Below are 23,042 nucleotides of genomic sequence, written 5' to 3' on the forward strand. Positions count from 1 at the left end.
GACCATGCTGCGCTTCCTGCTCCTGTTCCAGATCCTCTACACGGTCTACCAGGGCCACTACAACTTCGAGTCGGGGGTGCCCGGGCTCAACCTGCCCAACGCGCTGTTCCTGCTCGTGCTGCTGATGCTGCACTTCTCGGGCAAGCACGACGAACTCGATGCGAAAGCGCGCATGCGCGGCCCGCTGCTGTTCTTCATGGCGATGCTCGTGCTCGCGTTCGCGATCGCGCAGATGCGCGCACCGGGCGAGTTCATGGTCGACCTCACCTACCTCAAGAATGCGCTGTTCTCGCCGCTGCTCTACTTCATGTACCTGCACTGCAAGCAGGACCTGCGCAACACGCGCCTGCTCGTGATCGCGGTGATGGCGGTCGCGGCCGTCGCCGCGGTGCAGGCGATACGCCAGGGCTTCGACTACGGCATCGGCGCCTTCGTCGAGACGCATCGCGCGTCGGGGCCATTCGGCAGCAACTACCGCGACGCGAACCGCGCCGGCGTCTATTACGCGATGTTCCTGCCGATGTTCATCGGCCTCGCGCTGTTCCTCGAGCACAAGCGCTGGCGCATCGCCGCCCTCGGCGGCGTCGTGCTGCTGACGATGGCGCTGCTGTTCACCTATTCACGCCAGGCCTACTTCATCGCGGTGATCGGCCTCGTCGTGCTGCTGCTCCGGCGTAGCGTGCTGCTGGCGCTCGTGCTCGGCGCGACGCTCGCGTCGCTGGTCGGGTTCCTGCCCGAGAGCGTGACCCAGCGCGTCGAGGAAACGCAGCAGAAGGGCCCGCACGGCGAGGAGAAGGTCGACGAGAGCACGGCGAGCCGCTGGGAGATCTGGGCCGGCGCGCTGGCGATGTGGCAGGCGAACCCGGCCGGCGTCGGCCAGAACCGGTTCAAGAACGAGATCGGTCACTACTCGGCGTTCCAGCATTTCGACGCGCACAACTTCTACGTGCTCACCCTCGCCGAGGGAGGACCGCAGGCATTGCTCGCGCTGCTGCTCCTCGTGCTCGCGACGTTCCGCCTCGGCGCGTGGCTGCGCCGGAGCATGCCGCCCGACGACGCCGAGGCGCGCGCGCTCGCGATCGGCTTCAGCGTGACGGCGCTCGCCATGGCCCTCGGCAACCTCTACGGCAGCCCGTTCCTCGAGGGCAACGTGATGGGCACGTTCTGGATCCTGTGTGGCCTGCTCGAGCGCTACATGCTGCTCAAGACGCGGCAGGCGCCCGCGTCGACCGCATTGGTCGTCGCCGGCACCGACCACATGGTCGAGCGCTTTCCGCTCGCCGCGCGCGCGCGCGGCATCCCGGCGCGCCGGCCGTGAACGCGACGCGACCGCGCCGCGCGGTGCTCGCGCTGTCCGGGCTCAACCTAGCCGGCAAGCTGCTCGCGATCGGCAAGACCCTGATCATCGCGACGCTGTTCGGCACCAGCGGCGTGCTCGACGCGTTCTGGGTCGCCTACTCGCTGCCGCTCATGCTGCCGAACCTGCTCACCACGGTGATCACCGTCGCCTTCGTGCCGCGCTTCGTGAAAAGCCTCGAAGGCCGCACCGGCGCCGACGTCTGGCGCGGCGCGAACACGCTCTTCACCCTCGCGATCGGCGTCTCGCTGCTCGCGTGCGCGGCGGTCCAGCTGTGGACGGGCGCGCTCGTGCACCGGCTCGCACCCGGCCTCGCGCCCGAGGACCAGCAGCGCGCGATCGGGATGATCCGCCTGATGCTGCCCTGCATGCTGATGCTGACGGTGTCCTCGTTGCTGTCGGCGCTCAGCAACGCGCGCGAACGCTTCCTGTTGCCCGGCCTCGACGGCGTCGTCAACAACAGCGCGATCATCCTCGTCGCGCTGCTGCTCGCACGCGACCTCGGCGTGCGCGCACTCATCGTCGGCATCACGCTCGGCTTCTTCGTGCAGCTGTGCATCCTCGCCGTCGGCAACCGCGACCTCTTCCGCAGCAGCCTGCGCCCGGCGTTCGCGCTCGGCCACCCGGATTTCCTGCGCCCGCTCGCCCATCTCCTGCCGCTGCTCGTCGGTTCGGTCGGCGCGATGCTGACGGGCCTCGTCGACCAGTATTTCGTCTCGCGGCTCGACGCCGGCTCGATCTCCGCGCTCACCTACGCGACGATGATGGCGATGCTGCCGGTCGAAGTGTTCGCGCAGGCGATCATCACGAGCTACTACCCTGCGCTCGGCCGCGGCGTCGCGGCGGGCGACCACGCCGCCGTCACGATGACCTGGCGCAACGGCCAGCGCCTGATCCTGCTCCTGACGCTGCCGTGCGCGGTGCTGCTGGTCGGCCTCGCAAAGCCCATCGTGATCGTGCTGCTCGAGCACGGCCGCTTCGACGACCGCTCGACCGCGCTCACGGTCGAGGCGATGAGCCTGCTCGCGATCGGCATGGTGTTCCGCTCGCAGGCCTACTTCAGCTATCGCGTGCTGCACAGCATGGTGCGGCCGTGGACGCAGGTGTTCATCGGACTCGCCGGGGTCGCGACCTGCGTCGGCCTCAACCTCGTCTGGGCGCAACGCCTCGGGCTGCGCGGCGTCGCGCTGTCGGCGGTGCTGTCGCAACTGCAGTCGGCGCTGATCGCCTCGCTCGTCGTGCGCCGTCTGCTGCGCGCCGGCGCACCCGCGCAGCGCCCGGCGTCGGCGCCGCTGCTGCTGCCGATCGGCGTGCTCGCGGCGGGCGTACTGCTCGCGCGCGTGCTCGTTCCCGCGAGCCTCTACGAGGCGAGCCACCGCCTATGGGCGCTCGCCTGCGGCTTCGCGGCGCTGCCGGCCGCACTCGCCGCATTCGCGCTCGCCTGGCGTCTCGGGCTGCCCGAAGCCTTGGAGATCGCGGCGAAACTGCGCACGCGGCGCGCGCGGGCGCGCAGCACCGGTGAATCGTGATGATTTTCACGAACCGCGCCGTCCCGGCTTGCCGAAAAATCGGTGCCCGATTATCCGGTTTCGATTATTTAGCCCGATTTTTCGGGTGAATGGCGGATAACCGGTTTCACGGTTTTCCAACGGCGCTCACACAATTTTGGCGATCCGCGCCAAGTTGTTGTGCTGCATTGCGAATTTCGTCCCAAACCAGGCGGGAGGCTACCGGCAGAATTTCCGCCTCGCCTCCTCCCCTGGAAATATCGATGCCCCGCCTGCTGCTCCGCAATGCCTCGCTGCTCGCGCTGTCCCTCGCCGTCTCGTCGGCTGTCACTGCGGGCACCGTCCACGCCGAAGCCGTCGTCGACCAGGTCTTCAACGCCGGATTCGAAGCGCCTGCGGGCGGCGTGGCCAACGCGTGCGACGGCTTCTACCAGCAGGGCTTCGCGCTGCTCGAAGGCAGGATCAATCCGCCGGCCGGCAGCATCGCCAAGCCGGCCAAGGGCCAGGCGTTCGCCGATCCCGGTTTCGACACCTGCATGGTGCGCATGACCCAGCACGACGTCGAGCCGCCGCAGCAGTTCGCGCGCAACGACTACTCGCGCCGCCAGCCGTTCAATGCCGACGACAGCCGCGTGCTCGTCTATGGTTCGGGTGGCAACTGGCACATCTACGACGCCAACACGATGCAATACGACAAGCGCCTCAACGGCCCGGCCGGCGACGCGGAAGTGCAGTGGCACCCGACCGATCCGAACAGCCTCTACTACATGCCGACCAACGGCGGCATGAAGATCTTCAAGCTCGACATCCGCACCAATGCCTCGACGACGGTCGCCGACTTCAGCGGCCGCCTGCCGTGGTCGAATGCCGCGCGCCTGTGGACGAAGAGCGAAGGCTCGCCCTCGCGCGACGGTCGCTACTGGGGCTTCCAGGCCGAGACGAGCAGCTTCGGCATCCTGGGTTACGTCGTCTACGACCTCCAGAACAACCAGGTCGTCGGCACGCGCAACGCGACCGTGCGGCCGGACCACACGAGCATGACGCCGTCCGGCCGCTGGTTCACCGCGTCGGACGACTCGCTCGGCACCTGGGCATGGTCGCCCGACTTCACGCAGAAGAAGAAGCTGCTGCACAAGTCCGAGCACTCCGACATCGCGGTCGGTGCGGACGGCCACGACATCTACACGTCGATCGACTTCCAGAGCAACAGCGGCGACGTGTTCTTCGTCGACATCGACGCCTGCCCGAGCGTGCCGGCCGACGCCGACCCCGCGTCGACGCCGGAATGCCCGCGCACGGTGCTGTTCCCGACCTACGTCAACGGCTCGTCGACGTCGGTGCACATCTCCGGCAAGGCATACGCGAAGCCGGGCTGGGTGCTGATCTCGACCTACAACACGCGCCAAGACCGCAACGGCGTGTGGCCGTGGTTCACCAACAAGGAAATCGCGGTCGAACTGAAGGCGAACGGCCGCGTCTTCGGCCTCGGCTATCACCACGGCGGCGACGACGGCTATTGGACCGAAAACCAGGGTGCCGTCAACCGCGACTTCACGCGCGTCGCGTTCAACTCCAACTGGAGCACGGGCAGCGACACCGATGTCGACGATTACCTGATCCAGCTCGAGCCGGGGATGATTCCCGCGGCGCAGTGAGCATCGCGCACTGCAACAATCGCTGCAGTCCTGGACGAAAAGGCCGACGGTTGCGACCGCCGGCCTTTTCGCTTTCATGCGGCGCGCGATCGCGCGCACGCACCGATCACGGAATCGTGATCGCCGCGCCGCTGCGGTCGTACGCCCAGTCGAGCACCTGCGCGGGGAAGCCGTTCGGCGCACCCGTCACGAGGTGCAGGTAGCCGTAGTTCAACCGACCGCTTGCCTCGTCGTAGCACGCGATGCCGAGGTAGCCGTCCGCTCCACCGACCCAGCGACCGAGCCGACGCGATGCGCCCGACACGGGCGTCGCGGGACCTACCGTGTCGCCGGCGTACAGCACCGCGAACTCGCCGTCGCCGTCGACGACGCCACCCACCAGCGCCTCGAACGCCGGCGGCGCGACGTCGCCGTACCAGTACACGTACAGGCCGTCGCCGTCGGGACCACCCACGAGGTCGTACAGGTTGACGTCGTCGCTCGTCATGTTCGCGTCGTAGCCATGGAAATCGGCCGTGGCGAAGTCGAAGGCGCTGCCGTCGACGCTGTCGGCGACCGCGGCGCCGATCGTGCCGGCGACGATGTCCGGGTTTGCGCTGGATTCGAAGCCGTCGCAGAACAGCGTGTCGCTGCCGCCGCTGCACGCGGCTGCCGGCGGGTGGCCGACGACGAGCGTGACCGGGATCGCGAGCACCGCCTGCAGCGGATCATTCGTGACGAGGCAGACCTCGGCGTGGTACTCGCCCTCGGCGAGCGCGCCGATCGAAGCATCGGCGACGATGGCGATCGTCGTGCTCGCGCCGCCGTCGAGACTCGCCGCTGCCGCATTCGCGGCGAGCCAGGGTACGACCTGGCCCGAGCACGGGCCGCCGCTGCCGCCGCCGGTGGCGACCGCGCGGATCATGAAATTGCCGTCGAGCGCCCCCTCCTCGATGTCGGCGACCGTGCCGGTGATGTCGTTGTTGCCGAGGTTGGACAGGTCGACCGGCGGCACCGACGCCGAGGAGATGTACGACCGGCCCTGCGATGCGGACTCGTCGAGCGCGGCCGGGAAGAGTCGCGGCAGGAAGTTGCCTGCGAGCGCCCACTGGTCGGCGAAGCCGAGGTAGACGTCGCCGGCCGCGGGCACCTCGAAATCGACCGCGTAGGTTTCGAAGGTACCGGTGCTCGCGATCGGCACGAGCGTGTCGACGCCCAGCCGCAATGCATTGCGCGGGTCGCCATCGCCGTCGGCGTCGTAGTAGGCGACGAGGTTCGCCTGCAGCCCCGTGAGGTCGCCGTCGCCAGAGGGCCAGTAGACGCCGATCGAGTGGATCGTCATCGCGTTGCTCGCGACATAACGGTTGAGATACACCGCCGCCTGCTCACCCGCTGCGCTGCCCGCGCCGAGCGCGGTTTCCGCGCTGCCGTCGTCGAGCTCGAGGGTGAACGCGTCCGACGGCAGCCACGGCGAGGCCGCGCGCGAGACGCGCGCGAGCGCATGCGCTGCGATCGTCGCCGGCACGCGCGCGTGCGTCGGCTTGCCTGCACCGAGCTTGGTGCGCGCATGCGGCACCAGTGTCGCGTGCGCGGCGCCGCGCGTCTCGATCGAGAACACGAGCGGCGCGCTACCCGCTGCGTTCGACAGCACGACCGAACCGCTCGCGCTCGCGCCTTCCTCCACCTGCAGGCTCAGCGCAGCCGGAGCGACCGACGCACTCGGCGGCACGGCATCGACGCCGAGCGCGACCGAGTCGATCCACCAGCCGTTGTCGCCGTCGGCGGCGAACGACGCATCGTCGGCCGTGCGGAAGCGCAGGCGCGTCGCATGCCCCGTCGCGGCTGCGGGCAAGCTCGCGACTGTCGTCATCCAGCCGTGGCTGTCGCCGCTCCACGCGGGCCGGCCGCCGATCGGATTGTTGCTGCCGTCATTGAGCGTGGTGCCGTAGCCGCCGCTGGCGAATCGCCCGCCGGCGTCGACGATGTCGACGTACGATCCACCGTCGATCGAGATCTCGAGCACCGCCCCATCGAAGCGGCGTTCGAGGTTGTAGCGCTGTCGAAACGACACGTTCTGGTGCGCGACGGGCGTGAAGACCGGCGTGTCGAGCGTGAAGTCGGCGACGAACGCCCGCTCGGGCGCATGCACGGAGACCGGCGCGGAGTCGGCGACGTCGCTGACGGTGCGCCAGTCCGCGCCGCTGCCGCCGGACGATATCCATCCGGACGGCAAGGCGGGCGGCGCGCTGCCGTCGAAATCCTCGGCGGGCGGAAAGGCGCCGCCGTCCGCGCTCATCACGAGCAGGGTCGCGCCGACACTGCCCGCATTCGCACCGAGGTCGGTCTGCAGTGCTCCTGCGCCGAGCGAGTTGGTGTAGGTGCCGGGCACTGCGCCGCTCACGGCAACGCTGACGCTGCAGGTGCCCGCTGCGGGAATCTGCGCCCCCGCGGGCAGGATCACGTGCGTGCCGCTCGCAGTGGGTGCGGCGCCGATGCAGGTGCTGCTCGCGGCGCCGGCGACGACGAGGCCGGTGGGCAACGCGTCGTCGAGATCCGCGGTCAGCGTCGCCACGCCCGGCTGGGACTGGTTGCCGAGCGTGATCGTCAGTGTCGACGGACTGCCCGCGGCCACTGCGGCCGGCACGAAGGCGAGCGCCAGCCCAGGCGGTGCGAGCACGCCGGCGGCGCGGAACCGCAGGTCGTCGATGAGTTCGCCGCCGTCGGCCTGCGCGCGGAACACGACCTTGCCGATCGGCACCGCACTCGTCGCGCCGAAGAATGCGGCGTTGTCGCGTGTGCCGACCGGCGTGACCGTGGTCGAGCCGAGCGAAACGCCATCGGCATCGAAGACCTCGATGTCGACCGCGGTGCCGCCGCTGAGGCCACCGTAGACGTCGGCGGCGACCGCATCGACCGGCGGGTCGAGCGTGACGATCGTCGCGTCGACGAAGGTCGTCGCGCCGACCGCGCGCGTGGCCTGGTTGGGCCCGAGAAAGGCCGGCGGGAATTCGATGATGCCGTTGCCCGACGTCGACGTGATCGCGAAGCCGCTCGCGAGCTGGCCGGGCGCGAAGCATACGTCGTTCGAGGTGCTGCCCATCGGCTCGCCGCACAAGGTCGGGAACGGGCCGACCGGGCTGCCGCCATCGAAGGTTTCGGTGGTGAGGTTGGGCGGGACGCCGAGTGCGGCGTCGAACGCCGCCTCGTCGGCATGGAACTGCACGCCGCCGCGCACGGACGCAGTGGCGGCGAGCGCGGCGGGCGCGGCGAACGATGCGCCGAACAGCGCGGCCGCGAGTGCGCACGACGCAGCGCGGCGGCCCTGTCCGCCGAAGCGCAGGCGATGCGGGAATCGGGAGTGCTGCGCACGAGGCGCAGCCAGCGGGATCTTCATGGCGGGTTCCGGATTGCGGAGCCGTGCGCACGCGCATCCGCACCGGCTCGGCGCGGACGATCGGCGTCACGACGGATCCGGCCTCACCGCGCTCCTGCGCGGCGGCCGTCGGCATCGCGCGCCGATGCGGCGCGCGCGTCTCGTCCCCCGGGCCCGCGCGCGAGTACGCGGGCGCGCGCCGCGCGTCCTCGCGGCCGGCGGTTCGCCGGCCCTGCCTCCCGCGCCGGGCCGGCGGCGGCGAACCGGCACAGCCTAGGCGCGGCGCGCGCGCGCCGGCAATGCCTGCGCGCGGCGTAGTTGGGTCGTTGGCACAAACGGGCCAAGTAGAAGTGGAACTCAGCGGCGCGCGGCGGCACGCTGTGCGGCGAGGAAGCCGAGCTGGCAGCGCGTCGCGGCGCCGAGTTCCTTCATGAGCGCGCTGATGCGCCGCGCGAGCGTGCGGTGCGAGATGCCGAGCTCCAGCTGGATCGCCTTGTCGTTGAGACCCGAGGTCAGCAGCGACAGCAGCGCGTCGCGCGAGCTGGCGCCGTCGTCGGGTGCGACCGTGTACGGCGTCGCCGCACGCCAGAGCATGTCGAAAATCTCGCACAGCGCATCCAGCAGCGACGAGGGTCGCACCAGCAGCACCGGCCCGCCCGGCTGGCGCAGGTCGAGCGGGATGATCGCCATGCGCCGGTCGGCGATGACGAGCTTGAACGGCAGTGCCGCCGCGATGCGGCACTCCTCGCCGCGCGCGGCGTTGTCGCGCATGTGCTCGGTCCAGCCCGGCATCGTCAGCAGGTCGCTGTCGATCAGCGCGCGGCAGCGCACCCCGCGCGCGAGCGCCTCGAACAGCAGGTGGTCGGGTTCGTCGACGTTGGACACGAGCATCGGTCGGCGCGTCAGGCTGAGCAGTTCCTCGCGCACCGTGCGATGCATCTGCACGAACAGCTGCGCAGTGGCACTCGGGCTCAGGATCTCGACGAGGCGCTCGTCGCGCACGACGCCGCCCGTGCCCGCGGCGGCGAGCGTCGCGATGGCCGCGCGCGCGCGGCGCTGGCGCTGCTCCTCGTCGCGCTGGCTCGTCGCGATCAGCGTCTCGATCGCGACCCCCGGCGGCGCGGCGAAGTAGCGCGGCGGGCGATCAGGCGTGTGCGAGGCCATGCCCTTGTCACCGAGCGTGCGCAAGACGCCGGCGACCTGGCGCGTCGTCAGAGCGAGGCGCCGCGCGAGTTCGGCCGACGACAGGCCTTCGTGGCGCAGCAGCAGGCGATAGGCACGCTCCTCGAGCGGCGTGACGCCCATCCCTTCGAGCGCCTGCCGCGTGGTCGGCGATGGAGCGGTACGCGATGGCATGGCGGGAACCCGTGCAGCGGCAATCGCCGCTAGGTCGCACGCCCGCGCGCGCGCGACAACGTCAGTCGTGCGCGGCGCGCCACGCACGCAGGCGATAGGCGAGTTCGCCGACGAGTTCGTGCAACGCATCCTCCGCCTTCATCGTCGCGCTGCCGGTCGGCAGCAGGTAGCCGAGGTTGTCCGGCGCGTAGTAGCGCGGCTGCGCCGGATACGAGCATGCGTCGAAACCCGCCGCGCGGAACGCCACGAGCGAGCGCGCCATGTGCAGGCTCGACGTCACGAGCCAGATCCGCCGCGGCAACGCCGGTGCGAGCGCTGCGCTCGCCTGCGCGTTCTGCCAGGTATTGAGCGAGGCCGTCTCGACCTGCAGCAGGGACGCATCGGCGCCGAGATCGCGCGCGAGATTGGCGAGGATCACGCTATCGGCGACGCCGCGATCGCTGGTGCCTACGACGGCGAGCGGCACGGGGCCGAGCCCGCGCTGCAACGCCACGGCCGCGAGCAGGCGCTGGATGCTGGCGAGGCCGAGCGCGGCATAGTCGCGCTCGCCGCGGGGGCGCGCGACGAGCCCGCCGGACAGCACGACGACCGCCTGCGGCGGCGCGCCGGCGCCGCCCGACGGTGCGGGCGCACGCGCCTCCTGCACGCGCACGAGCGCGTTCGCACCGAGCGGCGTGGTCAGCACGACGAGGACGGTGGCGATGGCCGCGCACAGCAGGCGCAGGCGTCGCCAACCCATGCGACGCGCGATCCACCAGGCGATTCCGACGAGCAGCAGCAGGCGCAACGGCGACAGCATCCGACCCCTCCGGCGACGCCCGCCAGTGTCGCATGTCCACCGATGCGGCTGTCTTCTCGCGCGGCCGCCGAACTCACGCAAACGCCGTGCAGACCCACGCGGCGCACGGCGGTGCCCTACAATGGCCGCGCGCATACGGGGCTCTCGCAGGCCCGCAGGCACGGAGCCGAGAGGATGACCGACGACAGCAGCGCCGCGCGCCGCCCGCTACTCGCGTGCCTACTCCGGGCCGTCGTCGTCACCGCACTCGCGAGCCTGTCCAGCGCCGGCGCCCGCGCCGACGAACACTCGCAGCACGCGCGGCCTCCGCTCGAAGCGGGCCAGCCGTCGAATGTGCGATCACAGGGCGTCGCAGCCGCCTGCGAAGCGGGCGTCTACGCCGGCCAGCCGGTCGCGCTTCGCGCGCTCCTGCCGCAGGGCAACGATGTGCCACAGGCCGTCGTGCCGAAGCCCGCGAAGGGCACGGTGTTCCGCGACCGCAGCGGCACCTGCGCCGTGCGTGCGACCGCGCACGACGTCGAGCCGCCGCCGACGTTCGCGCGCAACGACTACTCGCGCCGCCAACCGTTCAACGCGGATTCGAGCTTCGTCCTCGTCTACGCGAGCGGCGGCTACTGGCATCTGTACGATGCGGACACGCTGCGCTACCTCAAGCGCCTCGACGGCCCCGCCGGAGACGCCGAGCCGCAGTGGCATGCGACCGACCCGAACACGCTTTATTACCTGCCGACCAACGGCGGCCTCGAGCTCTATGCACTGGACGTGCGCGACAACCAGTCGCGCGTCGCGGCGGATTTCCACGGCCGCCTGCCGTGGCCCGACGCGACCCACCTGTGGACGAAGGACGAAGGATCGCCCTCGGCGGACGGCCGTTACTGGGGGTTCCAGGCCGAGGCCGGCAACGAATTCGCGATCCGCGGCTACGTCGTCTACGATCTCCAAACCGACCGCATCGTCGGCACGCGCGCGGCATCGATCCGGCCCGATCATGTCAGCATGAGCCCGTCCGGCCGCTGGTTCACGAGCTCGGGCGACGAGGAAGGCACCTGGGCATGGTCGCCCGACTTCCGCACGAAGAAGAAGCTGCACCACAAGTCGGAGCATTCCGATCTCGCGCTCGGCGCGAACGGCCACGACCTCTACGTCTCCGTCGATTTCCAGAGCGCGCGCGGCGACGTCTTCTTCGTCGACATCGATGCGTGCCCTGCGGTGCCCGCATCGGCGTCCCCGTCCGGCGTGCCCGAGTGCCCGCGCACCGTGCTGTTCCCGACCTACATCGACGGCGCGCACGCCTCGCTGCATTTCTCCGGCAAGGCGTTTGGCCATCCCGGCTGGGTGGTCGTGTCGAGCTACGACACGCAGCGCACGCGCAGCGGGAGCTGGCCCTGGTACACGGACAAGATCTTCGCGGTCGAACTCGCCCCGCAACCGCGCATGCGCACGCTCGGCTACCACGAGGTCGCGCATTATGCGGGTTACTGGACCGAGCCGCACGCCTCGCCGGACCGCATGCTCGGCCGCGTGATGTTCAATTCGAACTGGGGTACGACGAGCGCCGACGACGTCGACGACTACATGATCGTGCTGCGTGATCGGGCACTGCCACTCGCCGCGCGCGGTCAGGCGGCGGCGGCGGCTGCGGCTGCGGCGCAGGCGCGCTGACGGCTCATCCCGCGTGAGCGGCGAGCGTGCGCTCCCATGCGAGTGCGGTGCGTGCGATGAGGTCGAGGTCATCATGGCGCGGCGTCCAGCCGAGCACCTCGCGGATGCGCCGCGCATCGGCGACGAGCGCCGGAATGTCGCCGTCGCGCCGCGCGCGCTCGACCACGCGCAACGGCGAGCCGCTCGCGCGTTCGACCGCAGCGATCACCGCGCGCACCGAGTAGCCGTGACCGTAGCCGCAGTTGAGCGTCGTCGAGGGGCCACCACGCCCGAGATAGTCGAGCGCGCGCAGGTGCGCGTCGGCGAGGTCCTCGACGTGGATGAAGTCGCGGATGCCGGTGCCGTCCGGCGTCTCGTAGTCCGTGCCGAAGATCGCGAGCGCGTCGCGCTTGCCGGTGGCGACCTCGCAGGCGACCTTGAACAGCAGGGTCGAATCGCGCGTCGAGTGGCCGATGCGCCCTTGCGGGTCGCAGCCGGCGACGTTGAAGTAGCGCAGGATCACGTGCTTCATGCTGCCGTTCGCGTCGAGGTCGCGCAGCATCCACTCGCTCATGAGCTTGGAACTGCCGTACGGGCTGATCGGCTGCGTCGGCGTGTCCTCGCTCGCGCGGCCGTCCACGGTCGGACCGTACACGGCGGCGGTCGAGGAGAACACGAAGCGGCGCACGCCGTGGCGCACGCAGGCCTCGAGCAGGTTGCGCGTCGCGCAGGTGTTGTTCGCGTAGTAGCGGAGCGGGTCGGCGACCGACTCCGGCACGATCGTGCGCGCGGCGAAGTGCAGCACGGCCTCGACTCGGTGTTCGCGCAGCAGCGCATCGACGAGCGCCGCGTCACCGGTGTTGCCGACCACGAGCGGCGCGTCGAGCACCGCCTCGCGAAAGCCCGTACTCAGATCGTCGAGCACGACCACCGGCGTGCCCGCTTCGCGCAGCTGGCGCACGACGTGGCTGCCGATGTAGCCGGCGCCGCCGGTGACGAGGACGGTGTTCGCGCTCATCGGGACTCCTCGCCCCGGGCGGCGCGCGTGCGCCGGCGCGGCACGAGCCGCTTGCCGTCGACGATCTCGATGCCGCCGCCGCGGCTGTAGGTGTGGCAGCCGCGCAGCCCGCGCAGCCAGTCGGGTTCGATGCGGCCGAGCGGCCGCTCTTCGTAGCGCTCCGGATCGAGCACGACGACTTCGTTGAAGACGACCGCGTAACCGTAGTCGACGCTGCAATCCTGCGCGGGGCGGACCAGGCGCCCCTCGTGCATGAACAGTTTTCCGGCCGGCCGCGCGCGGCGCACGTCGCTCTGCAACGGATTGGCCGGATGCGCGCGCCACGGCCCGAGCGGCGAATCGGCGACGAACAGGAACAAGTCGGTCCAGACGCGGCGGTCGACGTCGAGCGGGCTCTCGCTGATGCACGCGAACAGGTACCAGTGCGTGCCGTCGTGGTGCAGGGTGCCGTCGACCGCGTTGCGACCGCGCAGCAGCTCCGCCGCGAACGCCCAGCGCGCCGGGAACTCGACCGCGCGATGCAGCGCGAACGTGCGCGCCGCGGACGACTCGACCGTGAGCCAGAGCTCGCCCTGCCATTCGTAGACGAGCGGATAGGAGAGGTGCCACGGTTCGTCGAACACCGTGCGCACGCCGATCGGTGCGAGCGCGTCGTCGAGCTCGGCGACCGCGATGCGCCCGCGCCGGGTCGCGTACGGGTATTCCTCGACGAACAGCCAGTCGCGCCCGCCGTGGCGCACGAGCGACGGATCGGCCCAGAAGCAGCCGGACGGAGTCGCGATCACGCGCAGCGCGCGCGCGTCCGGTTGCGCCGGATCGAGCGGCGTGTCCGTGCGACGCGCCGCGAGCACCCAGTCTTCGGTACGCCCGAGGCGCGGCAAGTGCCGGCGCACCGCGCGCACGCCGAGGCGCAACGCGAGCGCGCAAGTCGCGAGCACGCCTGGCGGCGTGGCCGCGGGTGCCGCCTCCGCGGCCGGCGTTCCGCCCGCGGCGAGGCGACGCACCAGGCGCACGAGCGTCGCCGGCACGCGCAGCAGCTGCCAGGCCCGATTGCGCGCGAACGAGAGCTGCGCGGTCGCGCTCCAGTCGTCGCCACCGAGCAGGCGCCAGCCACGGCCGTCGTGAACGATCACGCCGCCGCGGCTGACCGCCTCGCCGCGGCGCAAGGCATCTAGATGGCGCAGGCCGTGCCGACGCGCGTCGGTCGCGTCGCGTTCGAAGAACCAGGCACCGTGGCGCGCGAGCGCGCACAGCACCTCTGACGGCGGCGGCAGGCCGAAGCCGAGCAGCAGGTCGGCATCGAGTGCGCGCAGCAGCGATACGCTGCGAGCACCGGGCACGAGGCAGCCGTCGTGTTCGCGCGCATCGGCATCCTGCAGCGGCACCTCGCGCAGGCGCTCGTGCAGCACGACCGGCGCGGTCGCCTTGCGTGCCGCGCCGGCGAGCGCGGCGTCGGCGCGCACGAACGCATCGATCGCGCGGTATCGCGATCGCGCCGGCGGCAGTGGTACATGCAGCACCGCGAGCAGTTCGCAGGCATCGTCGGCTGCGAGCGCGGCGAGCGTCTCGGCGATCCACGCCGGCACGACCGCGCGATCGACGAGGACGGCCACCCGCAGCGCGCGGCGGCCGGATGGCAGCGGCGCGTACAGCGGCGTCGGCGCGGCGGCGTCGGCGCGTTGCGTCATGTGAAAGTCCGACCCCAGTCGCCGATAACGTGCAGCAGGCGCTGGCGATCCTGCACGCGCATGAACATGTGGTCGCAGTCCGGCCAATGGTCGAAATGCACGCAGGCCGCGGCGGCCGGTGCGCCGAACGTCGCCGCGAACTGCGCACGATGCGTGAAATACGCGGCGGCGCCACCGGTATAGAGCGCGAACACGCCGACCTCGCGCGCGACGAGGCGTCCGAGCTCGACGCGCGCTGCGGCCAGCGACGGCCAGTCGCGCATGTTGCCGTCGCCGATCGCGGGCGCGCGCTTGCGCCGCGTGAAGCGGCCGAGCAGGGTCTTCAGTGCCGACGCGCGGCGACCGAGCAGCAATTGCAGCTGGCCGAGGCGGAACCACGCGCCCTGGTGCGCATAGGGATCGAGCAGGAGCAGGCCGCAGACGCGTTCGTCGGCGAGCGCGATCTTCCAGCCTTGGTCGGCCGCGCTGCAGAGCCCGCCGATGACGAAACGATCCGCGCCGACGAGTTCGCCGAGGCGATCGAAGCCGTGCCGGAGCACCGCGACGTCGTCGCCACGCTTGGGCGGCGCGTCGCCGACGCCGGGCTGGTCGACGCGCGGTACCGCGAAGCCCTCGCCGGCGAGCAGGCGTGCGAGGTCGACGTGCATGCGGAACGGACCCGAGCGTGGAATGAAACCCGCGTTGAGCAGCACCCACAGCGGTCGGCGCGACGGTTGCGCCGGGCGCGTGAGCACGCCGGTGAGGCCGTGGCCGAGGTCGATCGGCGTTTCCTCGATCATGCCGCCGCTCCGCCGGGTGCCGCCTGCGCGAGCGCGTCGATGCATGCCGCGACCGGCGGCGTGATGAAGGTCGCGCGCAGGTCGATCTGCTCGTGCCAGCCGGCCGCGGCAGCCGGCAGGACGAGCCGCTCGCGTGCCTGCGCGATCGGCGTGGCGCGTTCGTCGTCGACCACGCGCAGATCGAGCGCGGCGCCCGTGAGCAGCTCGTCGAGTCGCTGCGCGGCGATCTGTGCGCGCAATGCCGGCGGACAGTACGAGGCGAGCAGCCGGTCCGGGTCGGCCGGCTTCGGTTGCGTGCCGATGAATGGGTAGCGCAGTCGCGACGCACGATCGCGCGCGTCCATCGCGACCAGTTCGTCGAGCCACGCGCGACCGTCCGTCAACGGCTGCCACAGCCACAGCGGCAGGCGATGCTGCCGCGCGAGCCGCGCGGCCGGCCATGCGCCCGAACGCGCGCCGAAGGCGATCAGCGGCGCGGCCGGTACGCGGCGCGCGAGCTCGGCAAGTGCCGTTTCGGCATCGGCACAGGCGCCGTCGAGCGTGAACGCGCTTTCCTCGCCCCACGAATCGCCGCTGCCGTAGTAGTCGAAGCGCAGGCTCGCGACACCGCGCTCGGCGAGGCGCGCCGCGACGAGCGAAAGCAGGCGGTAGCTCAGGAACTGTTCGTGGAAGAACGGCGGACAGAGCACGAACGCGGCGCGCACGGCGCCGCGTGCAGCGCGGAACACGGTGAACAGGCGCCGTCCCGGCGCGCCCGCGAACGCGAATTCGTGCAGGGCTTCGCCGGCGCGCTCCGGCGCCGGCCGTGCGATCGCCGCCGTCATCCGCCGCGCCCGCCGAACAGTCCACGCAGGCGCGACATCCAGCCGCCCTGCTTCGCCGTGCGTTCGCGCGGCAACATCTCGGCGACGCTGCCGAGCGTGCCGGTCGCGATCGCGAGCACGTTGAGGCGCACGCCGGTTTCGCGTTCGACGCGCGCCATCATGTCGACCGCGAGCAGTGAATCGCCACCGAGGTCGAAGAAGTTGTCGTCGGCGCGCGCCTCGGCGACGCCGATGAGTTCGCACCAGAGCGCGGCGAGGTAATTCACGCGCGCGTCGTGCGGCACGGACGGGGCGTCGTCGGCGTGCCCGCCCTGCTCGGGCGGCATCGGCAGCGCCTTGCGATCGGTCTTGCCGTTCGGCGTTGTCGGCATCGTTTCGAGCACGACGATGTGGCTCGGGCGCATGTACGGCGGCAGCGACTCGCGCAGGCGCTCGCGCAAGCGGCCGGCGAGGTCGCCGTAGCGATCGCGCGAGGTGACGTACAGCACGAGGCGCTGGTCGTGCGAGCCGAATTCGCGCACCGCGGCGGCGGCCTCGCGCACGAGCGGGTCCTCGTGCGCGGCGGCTTCGATGTCGCCGAGCTCGATGCGGAAACCGCGCAGCTTCACCTGGTCGTCGGCGCGGCCGTGGAAATAGAGGACGCCGTCCCTGAGGCTGCCGACGTCGCCGGTGCGGTACATGCGGCTGCCGTCGTTGGCGAAGGGATCGGCGCGGAAACGGTCCGCGGTGAGGTCGGGCCGGTTGAGGTAGCCGTCGGCGACACCGTCCCCGCCGATCCAGATCTCGCCGTGCTCGCCTTCGCCGAGCGGGTGGCCCGACTCATCGAGTACGTGGATGCGCGTGTTCGCGATCGGCCGGCCGAGCGGCACGGGGCCGTCGCCCGGTTCGACGCGATGGATCGTCGACCAGATCGTCGTCTCGGTCGGGCCGTACATGTTCCACAGTTCGCGGCCATGGCGCATGACCTCATTGGCGAGGTCGCGCGGCATTGCTTCGCCGCCGACGAGGAGCTTGAGCCCCGCGAGTCCCTCGATCCGACCGCCATCGCAAAGCAGGCGCAGCAGGGTCGGCGTGGTCTGCAGCACGGTCGCGCCGCACGCCTTCATGAGCTCCATCGTCTTGTGCGGATCGCGCACTTCCGCTTCGGTCGCGATGTGCACGCGCGCGCCGCTGACCAGCGGCAGGTACAGCTCGAGGCCGGCGATGTCGAACGACAGCGTGGTCACCGCGCAGATGACGTCGTCCGCGCCGAAACCGGGCGCCTCGCGCATCGAACGCAGGAAGTTGACGAGGTTGCGGTGCAGGATGCGCACGCCCTTCGGCTCGCCGGTCGAGCCGGACGTGAACAGCACGTACGCGAGGTCGGCGCCTCCGACCTTCGGCAGCGAAGCAGGCTCCTCGCCGCCGGCGCGGATGTCGGCATCGACGACCGGGATGAGCGCGGCATCGTGCTCGGTCACCGCCGCCGGCAGCTCGTGCCCCGCGAGGACGACGGTGTGGCGCAGCGCGGCGCGCTCGATCATCGTGCGCAGGCGTTTGTCCGGGAAGCTCGCATCTAGCGGCACGTAGGCGGCGCCCGCGCGCAGCACGCCGAGTGCGGCGGCGACCATTTCGCTGCGCCTCGGCATGCAGATGCCGACGAGGTCGCCACGCGCGACGCCCGCATCGAGCAGGCGCGCGGCGACGCGTCCGCTCGCACGCCAGAGGTCGGCGTAGGTGTAGCGCTGCGTGTCGCAGCTGACCGCGGCGCGATCCGGCGCGGCGCGCACCTGCTCCTCGACGAGGTCGAGCAGCGAGGGACCGGCGGGCACCGCCGGGCCCGGTGCGGGCGCCGGTGGCGGCGTCGGCACGGTCGCGGCGGGGCGTGGCGCTGCCGCGGCGGCGTGATCGGAAGTCTGCATGCCGATGTCCTCGAGCATTCGTTCATACCCGGCGATCCAGCCGCGGATCGTCGCCGCGTCGTACAGCGCGGTGCGATAGTGCAGGTCGAGCGCGAGCTGGCGCCCGTCGTCGTTGAGGTTGAAGAACAGGTCCCACAGCAGCGCGACATGGCGGCAATCGCGCCACTCGGTGACGACGCCGTCGAACTGCGGCGCACGCAGGCGCGGGTTGAGGTTGAAGATGACTTCACCGAGCGCGCCACGCACGCTGCGCCGGCGCAGCGAACGCGCGCGCAGAATCGTCATCAGCGTGAGATCCTGGTGGTCGGCGGCGTCGAGCAGCGCGGCCTGCGCGCTCGCCACCGCGGCATCGGCGCCGGCCTGCGGGTCCACGCGCAGGCGCAGCGGCAAGGTGTTGACGCCATCACCGATCAGCGCGCCACTGCCCGCCAGCGCCTGGCCCGAGAACGGGACCGCGATCGCGAAATCGCGCTGCCCCGACAGGCGTGCGACGAACAGGCCGAACGCGCCGAGCAGCAGGCCGTACAGCGTCACGCCGCGCCGGCGCGCCTCGGCGCGCAGCGCGGCGGCGAGTGGCGCGGGGAACACGTGCCTCTCGGTGTCGGCATCGAAGCCGGCGCCTTCCGCGTGCGGACGGTCCCCCGGCAGTTCCAGTGGCGCCGGGATGTCGGCATAGACGCGGTTCCAGTAGGCGATCTGCGAGGCGCCGTTTGCGTCGCGCCGCGCGCGTTCGGCGAGTGCGTAGGCGCGGAAGCTCTGCGCCGGCGCCAGGCGCGGCTCACGCCCGCCCGCGTACGCGTTGTAGCAGGCCTGCAGCTCGTCGCAGAACACCGCGAGCGACCAGCCGTCCATGATCAGGTGGTGCGCGACGAGATGCAGAGCATGGCGATGCTCGCCGACGCGCAGCAGCGCGAACCGCACCAGCGGCGCACGCGCGAGGTCGAACGGCGTACGCATCTGCCGGTCGCACCACGCATCGAGCTTCGCCTGCGCGTCCGCGCCGGAGAGGTCGACCCGCTGCAGCGGCAGCGCCGGCAACGGCTGCAGCGACAGCGTACGGCCGTCGGCGGCGATCGCGAAGCGGAACGCTTCGTGGCGCCGCCAGACCGTGTCGAGCGCACGCTCCAGTGCGGCGACGTCGAGCGCGCCATCGAACGAGAGCACGACCGCTTCGTTGCAGGCGAGCGCCGCATCCGCGCCGTATTGGCAGCCGAGCCATTTTTCGAGCTGGCCGTCGGTGAGCGCGACCGCGTCCGGCAGCGCCTGCGCCTCACCGCCGCCCGTCACCGGAGCATCCGCGCCCGCGCCGCTGCGCGGCACGAGCAGGCCGGCGCCGAGCAGGCCTTCGAGCGCCGTGCGCACCGCATCGACGATGCGCTCGAACTCGGCAGCCCCATGCGCCTCGGTGAGGAAGCAGTTGAACTGTTCGTAGAGGTGCAGGCCGTTCGCGCGCAGCGCGTACCAGAACAGGCTCGCGTAAGGCTGGTCCTCGTCCGCGACGATGCGCCAGAGCGAACTGAAGCCCACCGCGCGCAGCGGCGCGGCGCGTTCGTCGAACAGCGCGTTGAGGCGCACGACGAGATCGTGAGTGCGCGCGTTGAGTTCTTCCTGCAGCGCCGGCCCGCGCTGCTTCAGATGGAGCAGCGCGGCCTTCGCCGCCGCGAGCGCGAGCGGATGGCGCACGAAGGTGCCGGCGAAATAGGTGACGCCCGCTTCCGGATACGAATCGTCGCCGAAGTGCCAGTCGCCGCCGTCGAGCGCATCGAGCCAGTGCGCGGCGCCCGCGATCGCGGCGAACGGCAGGCCGCCGCCGATGATCTTGCCGTAGGTCGCGATGTCGGCGCGCACGCCGTAGTACGCCTGCGCGCCGCCCTGCGCGACGCGGAAGCCCGTGATGACCTCGTCGAAGATCAGTGCGCAGCCGGCGTCGTCGCAGATCGTGCGCAGCGCCTCCACGAACGCGCGCGGTTGCAGCGCCGGGTTCTTGCCCTGCACCGGCTCGATCATGATCGCGGCGAGTTCGTGCGCGCGCTCGCGCAGCACGCGCAACGCCTCGTCACTGCCGTAGTCGAGCACGAGCACGTTCTCGACCGCGCTGGCGAGAATGCCCGGCGCCGCTGCGATCGAACGCAGGCTGCGCGTTCCGCGCACGATCACTTCGTCGAAGATGCCGTGGTAGGAATGGGTGAAGATCGCGATCGTGCGACGACCGGTCACCGTGCGCGCGATGCGCATCGCGCCCATCACGGCTTCCGATCCCGTGTTGCAGAACGCGACGCGCGCCATGCCGGTCATGCCGGCGATGAGCTCGGCGACTTCCCCGGCGAGCGGGTGCTGCGGCCCGACCTCGAATCCGCTGTCGAGCTGCTGCTTGAGCGCCGCGACGACATAGTCGGGCTGGTGGCCGAGGAAGTTCGCGCCGAAGGAATTGAGGCAGTCGATGTATTCGTTGCCGTCGAGGTCGTGCAGCCGTGCGCCCTTCGAGCGCTCGACGACGATCGGATAGACCAGCTCCTTCCACAGCGGGTTGAAACCCGTGACGACGCGCGGATCGGCCATGCGCGCGCGATGCGCCTGCGAATACGCCTTCGAACGCGCGGTGCGCGCGTTGTAGCGGCGCGTGAAATCGTCGACCCACGCGCGCTGCGCCGGCGTCATCGTCTGGTCGCGGCGCAGCGTGATGCGCGCCGACGCTCCGAACGGCCGGTCGACGAGGTTCGCCGCGGGCGCGTCTTCCGTGCGCGCCGCCGCAGGCGTGGACGCCACGGACGTCGCAGCGATCGACGGCGAGGGTACGGCGAGTGCGGCCGGCGAGGCCGTCGCCGTGCCGGTGGCGAGGCTCGCGAGCAGCTGCATCTGCTGCTGCATCAGCGCCTGCTGGCTCTGGATCAGCGCGAGCAGCGGCGAGGGTGCCGTGTCCGTCATGACGGACGCGGTCGCCGGCACGCTCGCTGCGGACGGCGACGCCTGCGGCGCCGGCGTCGGCGACGGCGCGGTCGCGGGCAACGTCGGCTCGAGCAGCGTGGCGAGCTTGGCGATGCTGTCGACGTCCTCCATGAGCCGGCGGAATTTCAGCTTGAGGCCGTAACGGCGCTCGAGTTCGAGCGCGGCCTGGGTCAGTGACAGTGAATCGAGGCCGAGCTCGAGGAAGCTCGACTCGTCGTGCGTCGCGCCCAGGTGCTCGCCGGTGAGCGACTCGACCAGTTCGCGCAGTTCGGCGCGCAGGCGCGATGACGGCGGCGGTGCCGCGGGCGTCGCAACGATCGCGGGACGGGTTTCCTTCATGCTCGTTTCCCCAGGGACGCCCGCAGCCGGCGTCGATGCATCGATCCAATGGCGCTCGCCGCTAAACGGATAAACCGGCAGCGCGACGCGGCGGCGCGCCTGCCCGGCGTAGTACGCATCCCAGTCCGGCTCGCGCCCGGCCGCCCAGCACGCGCCGAGCGCGGCGGCGAGATGCTCGGCGTCGCTGCCCGGCCTGGCCGCCGGGCCGAGCGAGGCGATCGCGCGCGCGCCGTCGCCGAGCTGGCTGCGCGCGAATGTCGTCAGCGCCTGCGACGGGCCGACCTCGACGAACAGCGTGGCGCCGTCGGCGAGCGCATGCGCGATCGCGTCGGCGAAGCGCACGGGCTCGCGCAGCTGGCGGCACCAGTACGCCGGCTCCGCCGCGGCACGCGCGTCGATCGGCGCACCGCTCACGCACGAATAGAACGGCCGTGCCGGCGGCGCGAGGCGCAGGTTCGCGAATGCGCGCTCGAACGGCGGCAACGCGCCGTCCATCAGCGCGGAATGGAACGCATGGCTGACCTTGAGGCGCGTGCTCGCGATGCGCTCGGCGTCGAGCGAGAGGGCCAAGGCGCCGATCTCGGTGTCGGTGCCGGCGACGACGCACTGTTCGGGGGCGTTGACCGCGGCAAGGCTGACGCCGCCCGCGAGGTGCGGCGTGATCGCCTGGGCGATCGCGCGCACCGCGAGCATCGCGCCCGGCGGCTGCGCCTGCATCGCCGTGCCGCGCGCGCAGACCAGCGCAATCGCGTCATCGAGCTCGAACACGCCCGCGAGCGTCGCCGCGACGTACTCGCCGATGCTGTGGCCGATCATCGTGTCGGCAACGATGCCCCAGCTTTCCCACAGCCGCGCGAGCGCGTACTCGACCGCAAACAGGGCCGGCTGCGTGCAGCGGGTCTGCGCGAGTTCGGCCGCGGCGGCCGCGGCCTCGTCGACGGCCGGCAGGATCAGCGCACGCAGGTCGCGCCCGAGTTCGACGCTCGCGAGCGCGCAGCAGCGCTCGAAATGTTCGGCGAACACCGGCTCGGTATCGACGAGTTCACGCGCCATGTTCGCGTGCTGCGAACCCTGCCCCGGGAACAGGAACACGAGCTTGGGCCGTCCGGCGCGCTGCGGCGCGATCCGCGCGAGCGCATCGCGCGCCTGCGCCGCCGTGCGCGCGACGACCGCCACCCGCGACGCCATCGGCTTGCGGCCGAGCGCGAGCGTCGCCGCGATGTCGGGGAGTTCCGCATCCTCGACGTGCGCGAGGTGCGCCGCGAGGTCTGCGGCACGCCGTTGCAAGGCCGCATCGTCGCGCGCGGACAATACGAGCAGGCTCGCCGAACGTCCCGCGCCGGTGACGGCGGCTTGCGGCGCTTCCTCGAGCACGACGTGCGCGTTGGTGCCGCCGACGCCGAACGAGCTCACGCCCGCGCGACGAGGCGTCGCGCCGCGCGGCCATTCGACCGCGTCCTGCACGAGCCGGAACGGCGACTGCGCGAAATCGATTTCGGGATTGGGCGTGCGCAGGTTCACCGTCGGCGGGATGCGGCCGTGACGCAGCACGAGCGTCGCCTTGATGAGGCCGGCGACGCCGGACGCGGCGACGAGATGGCCGAGATTGCCCTTGATCGAACCCAGCCAGCACGATGCGGTCGCCACGCCATCGGCGCGGAACGCGCGCGTGAGCGCCTCGACCTCGATCGGATCGCCGAGCGGCGTGCCCGTGCCATGCGCTTCGACGTAGCCGATCGAACCTGCATCGACGTTCGCGCTCGCGCGCGCGAGGCGGCTAGCGCCGGCCTGGGCGCGCACCCTCGGCGCGCCGAACCTCGCCGTGTCGGCGCCGTGGGTGTTTACGCCGACGCCGCGGATCACCGCGTAAACCGGGTCG

General features: G+C 71.4%; 12 protein-coding genes. 4 read left to right on the top strand and 8 right to left on the bottom strand.

The features are described 5' to 3' along the window. Window positions 1-4: 4 nt before the first annotated feature. From ACTHK2_RS00635 to ACTHK2_RS00645, 3 genes are all read left to right on the top strand, one after another. The gene (locus tag ACTHK2_RS00635) at window positions 5-1,318 is read left to right on the top strand and encodes an O-antigen ligase family protein (RefSeq protein WP_440243652.1); all 1,314 of its coding nucleotides are present in this window, start codon (window positions 5-7) and stop codon (window positions 1,316-1,318) included. Next, a complete protein-coding gene (locus tag ACTHK2_RS00640) occupies window positions 1,315-2,886 on the top strand; it encodes a lipid II flippase MurJ (RefSeq protein ID WP_440243655.1) in 1,572 nt (523 codons plus the stop codon). The genes ACTHK2_RS00635 and ACTHK2_RS00640 overlap by 4 nt, the downstream gene beginning before the upstream one ends. A gap of 242 nt (window positions 2,887-3,128) precedes the next feature. Further along, a complete protein-coding gene (locus ACTHK2_RS00645; RefSeq protein ID WP_440243658.1) occupies window positions 3,129-4,520 on the top strand; it encodes a hypothetical protein in 1,392 nt (463 codons plus the stop codon). A 106-nt stretch (window positions 4,521-4,626) separates the two neighbouring features. On the opposite strand, the gene ACTHK2_RS00650 is transcribed toward ACTHK2_RS00645, so the two are convergent. The 3 genes from ACTHK2_RS00650 to ACTHK2_RS00660 all read right to left on the bottom strand — a co-directional run bounded on the left by ACTHK2_RS00650 (window position 4,627) and on the right by ACTHK2_RS00660 (window position 10,027). Next, on the bottom strand, window positions 4,627-7,893 hold the full coding sequence (locus tag ACTHK2_RS00650) for a hypothetical protein (protein WP_440243660.1): 3,267 nt from the start codon (window positions 7,891-7,893) through the stop codon (window positions 4,627-4,629). A 336-nt stretch (window positions 7,894-8,229) separates the two neighbouring features. Then, window positions 8,230-9,228, bottom strand: a complete 999-nt coding sequence (locus ACTHK2_RS00655) for a helix-turn-helix domain-containing protein (RefSeq protein ID WP_440243662.1) — start codon at window positions 9,226-9,228, stop codon at window positions 8,230-8,232. A 61-nt stretch (window positions 9,229-9,289) separates the two neighbouring features. Beyond that, complete coding sequence (locus ACTHK2_RS00660) at window positions 9,290-10,027, bottom strand: YdcF family protein (RefSeq protein ID WP_440243664.1); 738 nt, start codon at window positions 10,025-10,027, stop codon at window positions 9,290-9,292. A 174-nt stretch (window positions 10,028-10,201) separates the two neighbouring features. Between ACTHK2_RS00660 and ACTHK2_RS00665 the strand changes: the two genes are divergently transcribed. Continuing rightward, a complete protein-coding gene (locus tag ACTHK2_RS00665; RefSeq protein WP_440243666.1) occupies window positions 10,202-11,689 on the top strand; it encodes a hypothetical protein in 1,488 nt (495 codons plus the stop codon). Window positions 11,690-11,693: 4 nt separating this feature from the next. On the opposite strand, the gene galE is transcribed toward ACTHK2_RS00665, so the two are convergent. Genes galE through ACTHK2_RS00690 form a run of 5 tightly spaced genes read right to left on the bottom strand, consistent with a single transcriptional unit; the run spans window position 11,694 to window position 23,026 of the window. Further along, window positions 11,694-12,686, bottom strand: coding sequence for a UDP-glucose 4-epimerase GalE (gene galE, locus ACTHK2_RS00670; RefSeq protein ID WP_440243667.1), 993 nt, complete (start codon window positions 12,684-12,686; stop codon window positions 11,694-11,696). Further along, the gene (locus tag ACTHK2_RS00675) at window positions 12,683-14,374 is read right to left on the bottom strand and encodes a glucosamine inositolphosphorylceramide transferase family protein (RefSeq protein WP_440243669.1); all 1,692 of its coding nucleotides are present in this window, start codon (window positions 14,372-14,374) and stop codon (window positions 12,683-12,685) included. The genes galE and ACTHK2_RS00675 overlap by 4 nt, the downstream gene beginning before the upstream one ends. Continuing rightward, window positions 14,371-15,153, bottom strand: coding sequence for a hypothetical protein (locus ACTHK2_RS00680; RefSeq protein ID WP_440243671.1), 783 nt, complete (start codon window positions 15,151-15,153; stop codon window positions 14,371-14,373). The genes ACTHK2_RS00675 and ACTHK2_RS00680 overlap by 4 nt, the downstream gene beginning before the upstream one ends. Beyond that, entirely contained in the window at window positions 15,150-15,977 is an 828-nt protein-coding gene (locus ACTHK2_RS00685; protein ID WP_440243672.1) for a hypothetical protein, read from the bottom strand. Before ACTHK2_RS00685 ends, ACTHK2_RS00680 begins: the two co-directional genes overlap by 4 nt. Beyond that, entirely contained in the window at window positions 15,974-23,026 is a 7,053-nt protein-coding gene (locus ACTHK2_RS00690) for a hybrid non-ribosomal peptide synthetase/type I polyketide synthase (RefSeq protein ID WP_440243673.1), read from the bottom strand. The genes ACTHK2_RS00685 and ACTHK2_RS00690 overlap by 4 nt, the downstream gene beginning before the upstream one ends. Window positions 23,027-23,042: the final 16 nt, after the last annotated feature.

The sequence above is a fragment of the Dokdonella sp. genome (assembly GCF_051958935.1).
Lineage (GTDB): Bacteria > Pseudomonadota > Gammaproteobacteria > Xanthomonadales > Rhodanobacteraceae > Dokdonella_A.

Excerpts from the sequence above, each read along its gene's own strand:
- ACTHK2_RS00650 (WP_440243660.1), bottom strand. The coding sequence starts at position 7,893 with ATGAAGATCCCGCTGGCTGCGCCTCGTGCGCAGCACTCCCGATTCCCG.
- ACTHK2_RS00685 (WP_440243672.1), bottom strand. The coding sequence starts at position 15,977 with ATGACGGCGGCGATCGCACGGCCGGCGCCGGAGCGCGCCGGCGAAGCC.
- ACTHK2_RS00655 (WP_440243662.1), bottom strand. The coding sequence starts at position 9,228 with ATGCCATCGCGTACCGCTCCATCGCCGACCACGCGGCAGGCGCTCGAA.
- ACTHK2_RS00635 (WP_440243652.1), top strand. The coding sequence starts at position 5 with ATGCTGCGCTTCCTGCTCCTGTTCCAGATCCTCTACACGGTCTACCAG.
- ACTHK2_RS00660 (WP_440243664.1), bottom strand. The coding sequence starts at position 10,027 with ATGCTGTCGCCGTTGCGCCTGCTGCTGCTCGTCGGAATCGCCTGGTGG.
- galE (WP_440243667.1), bottom strand. The coding sequence starts at position 12,686 with ATGAGCGCGAACACCGTCCTCGTCACCGGCGGCGCCGGCTACATCGGC.
- ACTHK2_RS00680 (WP_440243671.1), bottom strand. The coding sequence starts at position 15,153 with ATGATCGAGGAAACGCCGATCGACCTCGGCCACGGCCTCACCGGCGTG.
- ACTHK2_RS00645 (WP_440243658.1), top strand. The coding sequence starts at position 3,129 with ATGCCCCGCCTGCTGCTCCGCAATGCCTCGCTGCTCGCGCTGTCCCTC.
- ACTHK2_RS00675 (WP_440243669.1), bottom strand. The coding sequence starts at position 14,374 with ATGACGCAACGCGCCGACGCCGCCGCGCCGACGCCGCTGTACGCGCCG.
- ACTHK2_RS00665 (WP_440243666.1), top strand. The coding sequence starts at position 10,202 with ATGACCGACGACAGCAGCGCCGCGCGCCGCCCGCTACTCGCGTGCCTA.